Source organism: Caulobacter sp. GW821-FHT09A05 (assembly GCF_059418465.1).
This window is the reverse complement of sequence record NZ_JBWKPX010000015.1, coordinates 82,692-95,990: the sequence shown is the minus strand read 5'-3', so window position 1 is coordinate 95,990 and position 13,299 is coordinate 82,692. Positions and strand designations below refer to the sequence as shown.

Annotated in this window: 12 protein-coding genes and 1 pseudogene; 9 read left to right on the top strand and 4 right to left on the bottom strand. The window is 68.7% G+C overall.

All coding sequences use genetic code 11. From position 1 onward, the window contains the following. The first annotated feature begins 224 nt into the window (after positions 1-224). Genes pstC through phoB form a run of 5 tightly spaced genes read left to right on the top strand, consistent with a single transcriptional unit; the run spans position 225 to position 5,293 of the window. Positions 225-1,667 carry a phosphate ABC transporter permease subunit PstC gene (gene pstC, locus AC07NX_RS15705; RefSeq protein WP_494643034.1) on the top strand — a complete coding sequence of 481 codons (1,443 nt, stop codon included), beginning with the start codon at positions 225-227 and terminating at the stop codon, positions 1,665-1,667. Further along, positions 1,660-2,961 carry a phosphate ABC transporter permease PstA gene (pstA, locus tag AC07NX_RS15700; RefSeq protein WP_494643033.1) on the top strand — a complete coding sequence of 434 codons (1,302 nt, stop codon included), beginning with the start codon at positions 1,660-1,662 and terminating at the stop codon, positions 2,959-2,961. Before pstC ends, pstA begins: the two co-directional genes overlap by 8 nt. Before the next feature lie 52 nt (positions 2,962-3,013). Beyond that, positions 3,014-3,877, top strand: a complete 864-nt coding sequence (gene pstB, locus AC07NX_RS15695) for a phosphate ABC transporter ATP-binding protein PstB (protein WP_494643031.1) — start codon at positions 3,014-3,016, stop codon at positions 3,875-3,877. A gap of 16 nt (positions 3,878-3,893) precedes the next feature. Then, positions 3,894-4,583, top strand: a complete 690-nt coding sequence (phoU, locus tag AC07NX_RS15690; protein ID WP_035076664.1) for a phosphate signaling complex protein PhoU — start codon at positions 3,894-3,896, stop codon at positions 4,581-4,583. 17 nt (positions 4,584-4,600) lie between these two features. Further along, on the top strand, positions 4,601-5,293 hold the full coding sequence (phoB, locus tag AC07NX_RS15685) for a phosphate regulon transcriptional regulator PhoB (protein WP_012288542.1): 693 nt from the start codon (positions 4,601-4,603) through the stop codon (positions 5,291-5,293). 16 nt (positions 5,294-5,309) lie between these two features. Here the strand turns inward: phoB and AC07NX_RS15680 are convergent, their stop codons facing one another. From AC07NX_RS15680 to AC07NX_RS15670, 3 genes are all read right to left on the bottom strand, one after another. Next, entirely contained in the window at positions 5,310-6,281 is a 972-nt protein-coding gene (locus tag AC07NX_RS15680) for a hypothetical protein (protein ID WP_494643029.1), read from the bottom strand. A 567-nt stretch (positions 6,282-6,848) separates the two neighbouring features. Continuing rightward, positions 6,849-7,658 (bottom strand): nuclear transport factor 2 family protein, encoded by an 810-nt coding sequence (locus tag AC07NX_RS15675; protein ID WP_494643027.1) that lies wholly within the window; start codon positions 7,656-7,658, stop codon positions 6,849-6,851. Positions 7,659-7,797: 139 nt separating this feature from the next. Then, positions 7,798-8,148 (bottom strand): hypothetical protein, encoded by a 351-nt coding sequence (locus AC07NX_RS15670; RefSeq protein ID WP_494643026.1) that lies wholly within the window; start codon positions 8,146-8,148, stop codon positions 7,798-7,800. 197 nt (positions 8,149-8,345) lie between these two features. Between AC07NX_RS15670 and AC07NX_RS15665 the strand changes: the two are divergent. Beyond that, positions 8,346-8,483, top strand: a pseudogene (locus AC07NX_RS15665) (hypothetical protein); the annotation flags it as partial. On the opposite strand, the gene AC07NX_RS15660 reads toward AC07NX_RS15665, so the two are convergent. Then, complete coding sequence (locus AC07NX_RS15660) at positions 8,452-8,919, bottom strand: Lrp/AsnC family transcriptional regulator (protein WP_494643024.1); 468 nt, start codon at positions 8,917-8,919, stop codon at positions 8,452-8,454. The pseudogene AC07NX_RS15665 and the gene AC07NX_RS15660 overlap by 32 nt on opposite strands. A gap of 123 nt (positions 8,920-9,042) precedes the next feature. Between AC07NX_RS15660 and AC07NX_RS15655 the strand changes: the two genes are divergently transcribed. The 3 genes from AC07NX_RS15655 to AC07NX_RS15645 all read left to right on the top strand — a co-directional run bounded on the left by AC07NX_RS15655 (position 9,043) and on the right by AC07NX_RS15645 (position 13,273). Further along, the gene (locus AC07NX_RS15655; RefSeq protein ID WP_035076140.1) at positions 9,043-9,294 is read left to right on the top strand and encodes a DUF6356 family protein; all 252 of its coding nucleotides are present in this window, start codon (positions 9,043-9,045) and stop codon (positions 9,292-9,294) included. Between the two features lie 248 nt (positions 9,295-9,542). Further along, on the top strand, positions 9,543-10,961 hold the full coding sequence (locus tag AC07NX_RS15650; RefSeq protein WP_494643022.1) for an amino acid permease: 1,419 nt from the start codon (positions 9,543-9,545) through the stop codon (positions 10,959-10,961). Positions 10,962-10,996: 35 nt separating this feature from the next. After that, on the top strand, positions 10,997-13,273 hold the full coding sequence (locus AC07NX_RS15645; protein ID WP_494643021.1) for a S8 family serine peptidase: 2,277 nt from the start codon (positions 10,997-10,999) through the stop codon (positions 13,271-13,273). The last annotated feature ends 26 nt before the right edge of the window (positions 13,274-13,299 follow it).

Here is a 13,299-nt window from a genome sequence, read left to right as displayed (position 1 = left end):
CGGCAATCGTTGTCATCCCGGACAAGCGCTGCGCGCTTTCCGGAATGACAACGACAGAAGCGCGACAAATATAAACTCGAGCAAAATCGGGCCCTTGGGCGGTGTCGCAAAACTGTCGTCAAAACGTCGCATAAGGTCGGCGCCCGCCCGGCATAGATCGGCGTGGGCGGTACGGCGCGTTGGGCGCCGTCATCGCATCCTTCGCGCAAGACCCCGCCGCACGCATGCTGACCTGGCTCTCGCTCCTCTTCCTCGCCCTGTTCTCCGGCGCGGCGTTCATGGCCGGCCGCGGCCGCGCGCTGAAGGCGTCCGGCGGCTCCAAGGCCAAGCTCCACTCGCTGCCGAACTATTACGGCCTCTACGCCGCCCTCTGGGCCGGCGCGCCGGCGGCGCTGCTGCTGCTGCTGGGCGCCACCTTCGGCGGCCGGGTCGAGGACGCCATGCTGCAGGCCCAGCGCCCGGCCGCGGTCCAAGCCCTGACCCCTGATCGCCAGGACGTGTTCTTCAGCGACGTCAGCGCCGTCGCCGTCGGCCAGGCGCCCAGCGAGGTGGCCTATGACGGCCCGCTGAAGGCCGCCTTCGACGCCAAGGTGGTCGAGGCCAAGCGCATCGACGGCATCGTCAGCTATTCGGTCCTGGGCCTGGCCGGCCTGCTGGCCCTGGCCGGCTTCCTGCTGGCCACCCCGCGCATCAACACCGAATTCCGCGCCCGCAACCGGGTCGAGGGCTGGATCAGCGGCGTGCTGATCGCCTGCTCGGTCGCCGCCGTACTGACGACGCTCGGCATCGTCATGTCGCTGATCTACGAAAGCTGGCGGTTCTTCGAGAGCGTCTCGCCGCTCAGCTTCCTGTTCGGCACCGAATGGGCGCCGCAGATCGCCATGCGCGCCGACCAGGTGGCCTCGTCGGGGGCGTTCGGCGCCGTGCCGCTGTTCGCCGGCACCTTCCTGGTGATGCTGATCGCCATGCTGGTGGCCGCGCCGGTCGGCCTCTACTCGGCCATCTACCTGTCGGAATACGCCAATCGCGGCCTGCGCTCGACCATCAAGCCGCTGCTCGAGATCCTGGCCGGCGTGCCGACCGTGGTCTACGGCTTCTTCGCCGCCCTGACCGTCGGGCCGCTGTTCCGCGCCTTCTTCAACGGCATCGGCGAGCAGATGGCCGGCGGCCCGCTGGACGGGATCGCCCAGTACCTGATGCAGGTCCAGAACCAGATGGCCCTGGTGGCCGGGGTGGTGATGGGCATCATGCTGATCCCCTTCGTGTCCTCGCTGTCGGACGACATCATCAACGCCGTGCCCCAGAGCCTGCGCGACGGCAGCTACGCCATGGGCGCGACCAAGTCCGAGACCGTCAAGAAGGTGGTCCTGCCCGCCGCCCTGCCGGGCATCATGGCCGCCATGCTGCTGGCCGTGTCCCGCGCCGTCGGCGAGACCATGATCGTCACCATGGCCGCCGGCCTGCAGGCCAAGCTGACCGCCAACCCGCTGGACACCGTCACCACCGTGACCGTCCAGATCGTCACCCTGCTGACCGGCGACCAGGAGTTCGACAGCCCCAAGACCCTGTCGGCCTTCGGCCTGGGCCTGACCCTGTTCGTGGTCACCCTGGGCCTCAACATCATCGCCCTGCGCATCGTCCAGAAGTACCGGGAACAATATGACTGACGCGGCCATTTCCCCCGGCGCCCCCGCCGCTCGCCCGGGCTTGTCGGCCCGCGACGCCCTGCTGAAGAAGCGCCATCGCTCCGAGAAGCTGTTCCGCGCCCAGGGCATGGCGGCGATCGTCGTCGCCATGATCTTCCTGGTCGTGCTGGTCGGCCGCATCGTCGCCCAGGGTTACTCGACCTTCGAGACCCACACCCTGACGGTGCCGGTCTACCTGAACCCCGAGCGCATCGACGTGACCGCGCTGGAAGGGGTCAACTACGACTACATCGTCGCCGAGGCGATGATGAAGAAGCTGGGCGTCCAGGACGACGACCTGGGCACGGTGTCCAGCAAGGTCCAGGACCTGGTGTCGCGCGACTTCGGCAACCAGCTGCTGCAGATGATCAAGAAGGACCGCTCGCTGATCGGCAAGACCGTCGACGTCACCGGCTCGGTCAAGGCCGACGCCGACCTCTACTACAAGGGCGAGATCAAGCGCTCGACGGCCGAGGGCGACCGCAAGCTCGACAACCAGCAGTTGGACTGGCTGGACAAGCTGCGCCAGGACGGCACCGTCAAGGCCGGCTTCAACACCCGGTTCTTCACCAATTCCGACTCCACCGAGCCCGAGCAGGCCGGCGTCTGGGGCGCGGTGATCGGCTCGGCCATGATGCTGGTCATCACCGCCCTGATCGCCATCCCGGTGGGCGTGATGGCCGCGGTCTATCTCGAGGAGTTCGCCCCGAAGAACCGCTGGACCGACGTCATCGAGGTCAACATCAACAACCTGGCCGCCGTGCCGTCGATCGTCTACGGCCTGCTGGGCCTGGCCCTGTTCATCAACTGGCTGCACGTGCCGCGCGGCTCGCCGCTGGTCGGCGGCCTGGTCCTGGCCCTGATGGCCCTGCCGACCGTGATCATCGCCACCCGCAGCTCGCTGAAGGCGGTGCCGCCGTCGATCCGCGAGGCCGCCCTGGGCGTCGGCGCCTCCAAGGCCCAGACCGTCTTCCACCACGTGCTGCCGCTGGCCATGCCCGGCGTGATGACCGGCGCCATCCTGTCGCTGGCCCACGCCCTGGGCGAGACCGCGCCGCTGCTGATGATCGGCATGGTCGCCTTCGTGCCCGGCGCGCCGGAAAGCTTCACCAGCTCGGCCACCGTGCTGCCGGTCCAGGTGTTCATCTGGGAGAACGCATCGGAGCGCGCCTTCCACGAACGCACCGCCGCCGCCATCATCGTGCTGCTGGTCTTCATGATCGTCATGAACGCCGCCGCGGTGATCCTGCGTCGCCGCTTCGAACGCCGGTGGTAGACTGATGCGCCTCCTCAATCCCCTCGCTTCCTCCCTTTCGCTGGGACACGCCATGCCGACCGAAAACCGCGACGACACCCTCGCCGCCTCCCAACATCAAGCGGCGGCCCCCGCCCTGGCGGCCGCCATCCCGCCCGGCCACGGCCACGTGACCACCGGCGAGTTCAAGATCCGCGCCCGCGACGTCAACGTCTTCTACGGCGAGAAACAGGCGCTGTTCGACGTCAGCCTGGACGTGCCGGCCAAGTCGGTCACCGCCTTCATCGGCCCGTCGGGCTGCGGCAAGTCGACCTTCCTGCGCTGCATCAACCGGATGAACGACACCATCCCGTCGGCCAAGGTCGTGGGCTCGATCGAGATCGACGGCGACGACGTCAACGCCAAGTCGGTCGATCCGGTGGTGCTGCGCTCGCGCGTGGGCATGGTGTTCCAGAAGCCGAACCCGTTCCCCAAGACGATCTTCGAAAACGTCGCCTACGGCCCCAAGATCCACGGCCTGGCCACCGGCAAGGCCGAGCTGGAAGCCATCGTCGAGAGCAGCCTGAAGAAGGCCGGCCTGTGGAACGAGGTCTCCGACCGCCTGCACCAGCCCGGCACCGGCCTGTCCGGCGGCCAGCAGCAGCGCCTGGTCATCGCCCGCGCCATCGCCGTCTCGCCCGAGGTGATCCTGATGGACGAGCCCTGCTCGGCGCTGGACCCGATCGCCACCGCCAAGATCGAGGAACTGATCGACGAGCTGCGCAGCCAGTTCTGCATCGTCATCGTCACCCACTCGATGGCCCAGGCTGCCCGCGTGTCGCAGAAGACCGCCTTCTTCCACCTGGGCAAGCTGGTCGAGAGCGGTCCGACCGAGGAGATGTTCACCAATCCTCGCGACACCCGCACCCAGGACTACATCACCGGCCGCTTCGGCTAACCGGTAGGGACCACAGATGACCGAACATACCGTCAAGTCCTACGGCGAAGAGCTGAACCACCTCACGGCCGAGGTCACCCGCATGGGCGGCCTGGCCGAGGCCCAGGTCGCCGACGCCATCGACTGCATCGCCCGCCGCGACGCGCCCCTGGCCCAGCAGGTCGTGGCCCGCGACGAGCGGCTCGACACCCTGCAGGCCGAGATCGAGCGCAAGGCCTTCAGGCTGATCGCCCTGCGCCAGCCGATGGCCGTGGACCTGCGCCACGCCGTGGCCGCCCTGAAGATCTCGATGAGCCTGGAACGCTGCGGCGACATGGCCAAGAACATCGGCAAGCGCGCCCTGATCCTGACCGAGGCCGACCCGATGAGCGCCCTGACCCGCTCGATCGAGCGCATGGGCCGCCTGGTCCAGGGCCGGCTCAAGGACGTGCTGGACGCCTACACCGCCTCGGACCTGCAGCGCGCCATCGGCGTGTGGGGCCGCGACGAGGAGGTCGACGAGCACTACAACGCCATCTTCCGCGAACTGCTGACCTACATGATGGGCGACCCCCGGACGATCAATCCGTGCGCCCACCTGCTGTTCGTGGCCAAGAACCTCGAGCGCATCGGCGACCACGCCACCAACATCGCCGAGATCATCCATTTCGAGCTGACCGGCGAGGAGATCGTCTCCCAGCGTCCCAAGCTCGAGCTGTCGAACTAAGTAGAGGGCCAGCGCAAGTGACTCCGTACGTTCTGGTGGTCGAAGACGAAGACGCCCTGGCCACCCTGCTGCACTACAATCTCGACAAGGAAGGCTACGTCGTCGGCGTGGCCGGCGACGGCGAGGAGGCCCTGACCATGGCCTCCGAGCGCGCCCCCGACCTGGTGATCCTCGACTGGATGCTGCCCAAGGTCTCCGGCATCGAGGTCTGCCGCCGCCTGCGCGGCCGCTCCGAAACCCGCAACGTGCCGATCATCATGCTGACGGCGCGCGGCGAGGAGAGCGACCGGATCCGCGGCCTCGACACCGGGGCCGACGACTACGTGGTCAAGCCGTTCTCGATGATCGAGCTGACCGCCCGCGTCCGCGCCGTGCTGCGCCGCATCCGCCCGGGCCTGGCCGACGACCGCATCACGGTCGGCGACATCGTCATCGACCGCGTCGCCCACCGCGTGAAGCGCCAGGGCAAGGAGGTCCACCTGGGCCCCACCGAGTTCCGCCTGCTCGACTACCTGATGCAGCACCCGGGCCGGGTGTTCAGCCGCGAACAGCTGCTGGACGCGGTCTGGGGCTCGGACGTCTATGTCGAGGCGCGGACCGTGGACGTCCACATCGGCCGGCTGCGCAAGGCGCTGAACGGGGATGTCGACGGCGACCCGATCCGGACGGTGCGGTCGGCGGGGTATTCGCTGGATCTGGACGCGGCGTAGGGGGGAAGCGGGGCCCTCAACCCCATAGGCCAGCGGCGCTAGTTGAAAAGGCTCGGTTTGCGTCTACATCTGCGACGAACTCAGCCCAAAGTTCCTTTCCCAGTTTTCGTGAGGCAAATGCCCCTCCCATTGCGAGAAATGCACGTAATACGATGGCTTGGTCTTCTACAAAACCGGCCAATAGCGTGTCGGTAGCTTTCCCGTAAGCTAGGAAAAGGGCTTCTCGATAGTTGGCTTTGCCGCGATAACGTGAAGCTTGATGAACGAAACCCACAGATCGTGACGATAGACGCGAATCTCTGAGTTCCCTTGCGGCTTTCTTTCTGAAGTCGGTGACGCCAAGGTCTCTATACGCGGAAGTTTTGCGAACTTCCTCAGTGTTCTTCCAGGCGTACCATTTCGCAGATCCGGAAAGATAACCTGCGGCGGCACCCATAGCGTCAAAGGCGGTGTAGGGCTTATTTTGTAAATCTCCCGTACTGTTCGCCCTATAAATACGTACTTCTTCTTTGTAATCATTTTCCAATAAGGTGCTAACTCTCCAGCTAAAGGGCTCCATTGCGAGCCCCTTAGAGGCTATATCCGTGTCCCATATTTTTGCTGTTCCAGAGTGATCTTCTTGAAAAGATCCATTTTGTGCGGCGATCATTGCGCTCGCGCAGTTTGAAATTCCATAATACCAGGCTAAGATCCCAATCCGCGCAAAATCAGCCGATTTCTTTTCGTTTTGCATCCTTTCGAGAGCGGATAAATGGTGAAGGCCCAGGAATAATTGCTCTAGAACAGTATTTTCTACCACCGACGCCATCGGTCTTTTGCCTATAGTCGAGTAGAATGTTTTTGATGTTTGAAAATCTATGCCTTTGTCTCTCACCAGAACGCTTATCGCGTGCATCCAGTTTACCGTGGACGGGAGAGCAAATTGGGGATCCGGTTTGCCCTCTGGCTCGTTGATCGTGCCGCCTTCGATGATTCTTTTGTAAAGCATCGTCGCCCCAATGATTAGTTTAGCTAACCTTCATCTCTCAACCTTGGGGAGGGGGGCAAGTTAATAAATTGCTGATGCGAGCCTGTTGGTGTGGGCCCCATCCCCATCCGCCCGCGGCGAGGCCCCACCTTAAAGCCTTGGTGGATCGGAGCTCTGGCGTCTGGCCGTGTCACGGCGCCAGGCGCCGCCGCGGCGCGGCCGCCGGAGGCGGTCCTTGACACGGCCAGACGCCAGAGCAGGCTCGCCATCAAGGATTTAAGGTGAGGCCTCGCCGCGGGCGGGGGCAGGGGAGTCGCCCTCATTGCCCGACGGCGCCCCGCCGCGAGGCCCCTTCCGGCCCTTCGGGCCACCTTTCCAAAAGGGGCAGGGCAAATCGCATATGACCCAAAACGGTTGTCATCCCGGACGAGCGCGCAGCGCGAAGATCCGGGACCGGGGCGTGAACTCAGCGCTTCCGGCGGTCCCGGATCGGCGCTCGGCTTCGCCGAGCTTGTCCGGGATGACAGTCTTTCTGGAGCAGATCCATATGCGAAGCCCTGCCCAGAGGCGGAGGATCAAAGGTCCTAGCTAAGGCCCCTCCCGGACGAACAGCAACGCCACCATGCGCCACCCCGACGCCGTTCGCAGCATCAGCGCGCGGTCGGTCCATTCGCCGCTTTCCGTGCGGAACGACCAGCGGGCCATGCCGATGTCGCCCTGGGCGTCGACGACGCGGCTGGTGACCTCGAACTTCGCGCCGGGCGAGGTCTTGCGGCGGTCCTCGTAGCGCGCTTGCCACTCGGCCACGGACGCGGCGACGAACTGGCCGTCCTCGACGCTCATGACCAGGGCGCGGGGATCGAGGGTCGCGCCGAGCCGAGCCGCGTCCCAGCGGCGGTCGGCCTCGAACTTGTCGTCCACTACCCCGGCCACGCCCGCCGCCGAGGCCGGATTCTCGGCCGGGGCGGGCTGGCAGAGCGTTCCCACGATGCGCCAGTCGCCCGCCAGCCGCGCCAGCAGCACGTAGTCGACGCGGGGCGGGCCGTCGCGGACCGAGCGCAGCCTGGCCAGGGCGGTGGTCTCGCCGGCGTCGATCCGCGCGATCGTCGGGGGCGGCGCCGACGGCCCGGACTCCTTGGCCAGCCGGGCCTTCCATTGGGCCTGGTAGGTGGCGGTGACCGTCCCGCCGTCGGTGCAGTAGGCGATCGCGCTCGGCTGGAAGGCGCGCCCGAGCTTGACGGGATCCCGCTCGGCGATCGCCTCGCCATAGAGGCGCACGGCGTCGGCGGGGGTCGCGTTGGTCGCCGCCGGCGGCGGGGCCGCCCGCGCGGGTTCGGCGGCGCGGACCGAGGCGGGGAACAGGGCGGCGGCCAGCAGCGCGGTCAGGATCAGTCGCATCGTCGCCTCCGGTGAGGTGACGAGCTTGCGGCGAGGGGCGACGCCTTGGCCATTCGAAAGCAAGCGGGCCGTCGTTCAACCCAGTTGAAGGATCCGTGGCCGGCGCGCTGGTCTCACAGCCGCGTGCGGCCGCCGCCCTTCAGCTTGTCCAGCGCGCGGCGGGAGAGCTCGGCCTGGGCGGCGGTGGGGGCGCGGGCGGCGACCAGGGCCTCGGCGGCCAGGCCGGGGCCATGACGCGGGCCAGCATCTCGGCCTTGGCGGCGACATTGGCGTCGGCCTTCGGCTCCCTGGGCGTGATCAGCGCCACCTTGCGGGCCTGGGCGGCCAGGTCGCCGATGGCCCTGGCCCGTTCGCGGACCCTTCGGATCTCGGCGGGGTCATTGCTGCGCTCGAGGGTCGCCCAGGCCGCGTCGAGGGCGTCCATGAGCTTGGCTTGCAGGGCCTGGCACCAGGCCAGGGACGGGGCGGGGGTGTGTTGGGTCTGGGTCATGACACGAGTGTGCGCCGGCCCCGGAGGGTGGGGACAGGAAACGTGCGTTTTCGTGTAGCGCGTTGATTTCGTTGAGGGCGGATCCGGATTTCGCGGGGATAAACGTCAGTTTCCTTCTCCCCTTGCGGGAGAAGGTGGCGCGAAGCGCCGGATGAGGGGGCTCTCAAAAGTTTCCGGCCCTGATCGGTTGAATCGCCGTCGCGGCGGACCCGACCTTCAACCCCTCATCCGACCCGCTACGCGGGCCACCTTCTCCCGCAAGGGGAGAAGGAACGTGGAGGTCTGTGGATAACTTGCCGCGCCCTACGCCGTCGCGATCGGCAGGGCCGTCGTGAACTTGATCTGCTCCATGGCGAAGCTGGACGACACGTCGGTCAGCGGGGCGGTGGCGATCAGGCGGCGGTAGAAGCGGTCATAGGCGGCGATGTCGCGGACCACGACCTTGAGCAGGTAGTCGACCTCGCCGCTCATCCGGTAGAACTCGACCACCTCGGGCAGGGCCCTGGCGCCGGCCGCGAAGGTGGCCAGCCAGTCCTCGTCGTGGCGGCCGGTCTTGACCGCCACGAACACGGTCAGCGGCAGGTCCAGGGCGTCGCGGTCGACCAGGGCGACGCGGGCGGTGATGACGCCGCTGTCCTGCAGGCGCTTGACCCGCTTCCAGCAGGGCGTCTGGGACAGGCCCACCCGCTCGGCCAGCTCGGCGATGGGCACGGTGGCGTCCTGCTGCAGGATGGCCAGCAGGCGGCGGTCGATCTGGTCCAGCGAAATCATTCTCTATCAAGCCATGTTTGGAGAACCAAGTTCTCCGTTTTTGCCACGGCGCGGCGTCTGAGACCATGTCATTTTCGCCGGACGCGGCATCATGCAACGACCTTCCACGGGGCCCCCGCGATCATGCTCGACCTCTTCACCCGCCACCCCCGCTCGGTCGACGAGACCTATGGCGAGCACATGGCCGTGGCCTGGAGCTTCGCCTTCCCGATGCTGCTGGGCGGCGCGGCCTGTTTCGTCCACGGGATCTTCCCGTTCCTGTTCGAGACCACGGGCAGCCGCTGCGTGAAGCTGCTGTACGCCCGGATCGCCAACCGCGGCCGCAAGGCCAACGGCGAAATGCCCAGCTGGGCGGCCTTCGACGCGGTGATCTGAGCCCAATCCTCCCCCCGTGGGGGAGGTGTCGCCCCGGACTTGGTCCGGGGTGACGGAGGGGGGAGCGATCGGCCGGCGGCCCGATCCAAAATCGACCATCCCGCGCCACCCCCCCACCGATCGCTACGCGATCACCTCCCCCACAGGGGGAGGAGTGTGCTCGAAACGTCGTCTGCGGAGCAAATTCTCCCCCTTGGCGGCGGCGCATCCCTAGCCCATCGTCCCGGCGAAAGAGTCGGGAGGACCGTATGAGTTTCTGGAACCGCCGCAAGGCGATCGACACGGCGAGCGGCGACGCCGCCCACGCCCTGAAGAAGACCTTGAGCTGGTATCACCTGGTGGCCCTGGGCGTCGGGGCCATCGTCGGCACGGGCATCTACACCCTGACCGGCGTCGGGGCGGGGCTGGCGGGGCCGGGGGTGATGCTGTCGTTCCTGATCGCCGGGGCGGTCTGCGCCTGCGCGGCCCTGTGCTACGCCGAGCTGTCGACGATGATCCCGGCCTCGGGCAGCGCCTACACCTACAGCTACGTGGCCATGGGCGAGCCGGTGGCCTGGTTCGTCGGCTGGAGCCTGATCCTCGAATACACCCTGGTCTGCGCGGCCGTGGCGGTGGGCTGGTCGGCCCACGCCCAGGGGCTGTTCCAGGTGGCGGGCTTCCCGCCCGCGCTGCTGGCCGGGCCGCACCAGGGCGGGATCGTCAACCTGCCGGCCGTGATCATCTCGTTCGCGGTGGCGGGGCTGCTGGCCCTGGGCACCAAGGAGAGCGCCACGGTCAACATGGTGCTGGTGGTGATCAAGATCGCCGCCCTGGCGATCTTCGTGGTCCTTTGCCTGCCGGCCTTCGACGCCAGCCACTTCACGCCGTTCATGCCGCAGGGCTTCGCCGCCGCCGAGGGCCCGGACGGGGTCAAGGTCGGGGTGATGGCCGCCGCCAGCCTGATCTTCTTCGCCTTCTACGGCTTCGACGCCGTCTCGACCGCCGCCGAGGAGACCAAGAACCCCCGGCGCGACCTGACGATCGGCATCGTCGGCTCGATGCTGGCCTGCACCCTGATCTACATGCTGGTGGCCGCCGTCGCGATCGGCGCCTCGCGGACCGAGGTGTTCTCCAGGAGCGAAGCCCCGCTGGTCTTCATCCTGGAGGCCCTGAAGCATCCGAAGATGGCCCAGCTGGTGGCCCTGGCCGCGGTGGTCGCCCTGCCGACCGTGATCCTGGCTTTCATGTACGGCCAGAGCCGGATCTTCTTCGTCATGGCCCGCGACGGCCTGCTGCCGCCGGCCCTGTCGCGGGTGAACCGCAAGACCGGCACGCCGGTGCTGATGACCCTGCTGACCGGCGCCCTGTCGGCCGCGCTGTCGGGGCTGCTGTCGCTGAAGGACATCGCCGAGCTGGCCAACGCCGGCACCCTGGCGGCCTTCATCGCCGTGGGGCTGTCGGTGATCATCCTGCGGGTGCGCGACCCGGGGCGGCCGCGGATGTTCTCCACCCCGCTGTGGCAGGTGGTGGCGCCCGGCGCCATCCTGGGGTGCCTGTATCTGTTCTACAGCCTGCCGGCCAAGACCCAGCTCTACTTCCTCTACGCCCACCTGATCGGGGCGGCCGTGTACTTCCTTTACGGGGTGCGACGTAGCGCCCTCGCGCGGGCCGAGACCGGAAAGGTGTAAGACGAAGGGGACATTTGGCGTCCCTGGGGGTGAACGTGCTGCGTTTGGTTCGGTCTGGCCTGTATCGCCCCGGCGCCTGGGCCCTGCTCGCGGCGATCCCGCTGGTCGCGTGCGGCGGGGGCGGCGGCGGCGGTTCGGGACCCGCGCCGGGCGTCGTCACACCTCCGCCTCCTCCGCCTCCTCCGCCGCCGCCGCCGCCCCCTCCGCCGCCGCCCCCGCCGGTCCCCTCGGCCAGCAGCGCCGAATACCAGCGCGGCTGGAACCTGGGCGCGATCCAGGCCGACGTCGCCTACGGCAAGGGGGCCAGCGGCCAGGGAATCACCGTGGCGGTGATCGACACCGGCGTCGACGGCGCCCAGGCCGACCTGATCGGCGCGGTCTCGGCCGATTCCACCGACATCATCGGGCGCGGCGCCCTGGTCGGCTCCAGCCGCCACGGCACGCGGGTGGCCGGCATCATCGCCGCCCGGTTCAACGGCGCCGGCACGATCGGCGTGGCCTACGGGTCCACGATCCTGTCGGTCCGGGCCGACGACAGCCGCGCGGCCCCCGCCGACTGCCCCGACTGCGTCTTCGACTCCGACGACCTGGCCGACGCCCTGGATTACGCCGTGGCCAAGGGGGCCAAGGTGGTCAACCTGTCGCTGGGCGGGGACGGCCCGGAGGGGCCGAGGTTCGAGGCGGCCCTGGCCCGCGCCGTCGCCGCCGGGACGGTGGTCGCCGTCTCGTCGGGCAACGACGGTGATCCCGACCCGTCCTGGCCGGCCCGCTACGCGGTCGATCCGCGCTACGCCGGCGCGGTGGTCGCGGTCGGCGCCCTGACCCAGGCCGGGGCGATGGCCAGCTATTCCAACAAGGCCGGCGTGGCGGCCAGCGGCTACATGGCCGCGCCCGGCGACGCCATCGCCACCGAGTGCGACAGCACGAGCTGCGCGGTGGTGTCGGGCACCTCGTTCTCCGCGCCCCAGGTCTCGGGCGCCCTGGCCCTGCTGCTGCAGGCCTTTCCCAACCTGTCGGGACGGGACGCGGTCGACATCCTGCTGCGCACGGCCGACGACCTGGGGGCGACGGGGACCGATTCCACCTATGGCCGCGGCGGCCTGGACCTGGCCCGCGCCTTCGCGCCCGTGGGGGCCAGCAGCCTGTCCCTGCCCGACGGCGGGACCGTCGCCCTGACCGGCGCCGGCCTGGGCGGCGCCGTCGCCTCGGCGTTCGGCTCGGCCCTCAGCCGCGCCGACGGCCTGCGGACGGTGATCCACGACGACTACGACCGATTGTTCTCGGTGAACCTGGCCGACGGCCTGCCGGGCGAGCGCCGCCGCGCCCTGCTGGCCCCGCCGCCGATCCAGGCGTCCAGCCAGGTGGTGCTGGGCGGTCCGGCGCTGGGCGGGCTGAACTTGGCGGTTTCGGTCGAGGGGCCGGTGTTCGACGAGCGCGCCCACGAGCCCGAGCCGTCGCTGGCCCTGGGGCCCCGGCCGATGCGGTCGGTGCGCATGCAGGCCGCCTACGGGCGCCTGAGCCTGTCCAACTGGAGCGGCGAGGGCGGGGCGGCGGCCCCGGCCGGTCCGGCGGGCCGCGACGCCTTCCAGGCCGTCGCCCGGCCCGATCGCGCCACCCAGGCCGCCCTGCGCCTGGGCCGGTTGGCCCTGCTGGCCGAGCAGGGCTCGGCCCATCCGCGCCAGCCGCTGCAGATCACCGAGATCGAAGGCTCCTCCTACGCCTCGGCCACCGGCATGATGGAGGTCGGCGCCGCCCTGGTCAGCCTGACCGGCGGGACGCTGGACGAGCCCCTGGGGCCGCTGGGATCCTATGTGACGCCGGGTTCGACCCTGGCCCTGCCGGCCCGGACCCGGTTCGGGGCGGCGGCGGTGGACCTCTATCCAAGGCCCGGCCTGTCGTTGCACGCCGACCTGTCGATCGGCCGCACGGCGGTGGACGGCGGCCTGCTGTCGCTGGACCGGGCGATCAGCAGCGCCTGGCGGCTGGAGGCTGGCGCGGACTGCCGGCTGGTCGGCTGGGCCTGCTCGCGCCTGACCCTCGGCGTGTCCCAGCCCCTGCGCATCGAGAGCGGCAAGTTCCAGGCCGTCCTGGCCGACGTGCCGCTGGCCTATGACGATCCGATCACCTTCTCGACCCGCCGGTTCGGCGCATCGCCGGACGGCCGCGAGATCGACGTCAGCCTGGGCCTGGAGCGGGCCTTCGGACCCTGGCGCTCGCTGGTGGTGCGCGCCAGCCTGGCCCTGCAGCCCGGCCACCAGGCCGACGCCGCGCCGGAGGTCGGGGCCCTGGCCACCTGGCGGTCGAGGTTCTAACCCCTTTCCTTCCGGCCGGCCGCCGC

Excerpts from the sequence above, each read along its gene's own strand:
- pstC (WP_494643034.1), top strand. The coding sequence starts at position 225 with ATGCTGACCTGGCTCTCGCTCCTCTTCCTCGCCCTGTTCTCCGGCGCG.
- pstA (WP_494643033.1), top strand. The coding sequence starts at position 1,660 with ATGACTGACGCGGCCATTTCCCCCGGCGCCCCCGCCGCTCGCCCGGGC.
- pstB (WP_494643031.1), top strand. The coding sequence starts at position 3,014 with ATGCCGACCGAAAACCGCGACGACACCCTCGCCGCCTCCCAACATCAA.
- phoU (WP_035076664.1), top strand. The coding sequence starts at position 3,894 with ATGACCGAACATACCGTCAAGTCCTACGGCGAAGAGCTGAACCACCTC.
- AC07NX_RS15680 (WP_494643029.1), bottom strand. The coding sequence starts at position 6,281 with ATGCTTTACAAAAGAATCATCGAAGGCGGCACGATCAACGAGCCAGAG.
- AC07NX_RS15675 (WP_494643027.1), bottom strand. The coding sequence starts at position 7,658 with ATGCGACTGATCCTGACCGCGCTGCTGGCCGCCGCCCTGTTCCCCGCC.
- AC07NX_RS15670 (WP_494643026.1), bottom strand. The coding sequence starts at position 8,148 with ATGACCCAGACCCAACACACCCCCGCCCCGTCCCTGGCCTGGTGCCAG.
- AC07NX_RS15660 (WP_494643024.1), bottom strand. The coding sequence starts at position 8,919 with ATGATTTCGCTGGACCAGATCGACCGCCGCCTGCTGGCCATCCTGCAG.
- AC07NX_RS15655 (WP_035076140.1), top strand. The coding sequence starts at position 9,043 with ATGCTCGACCTCTTCACCCGCCACCCCCGCTCGGTCGACGAGACCTAT.
- AC07NX_RS15650 (WP_494643022.1), top strand. The coding sequence starts at position 9,543 with ATGAGTTTCTGGAACCGCCGCAAGGCGATCGACACGGCGAGCGGCGAC.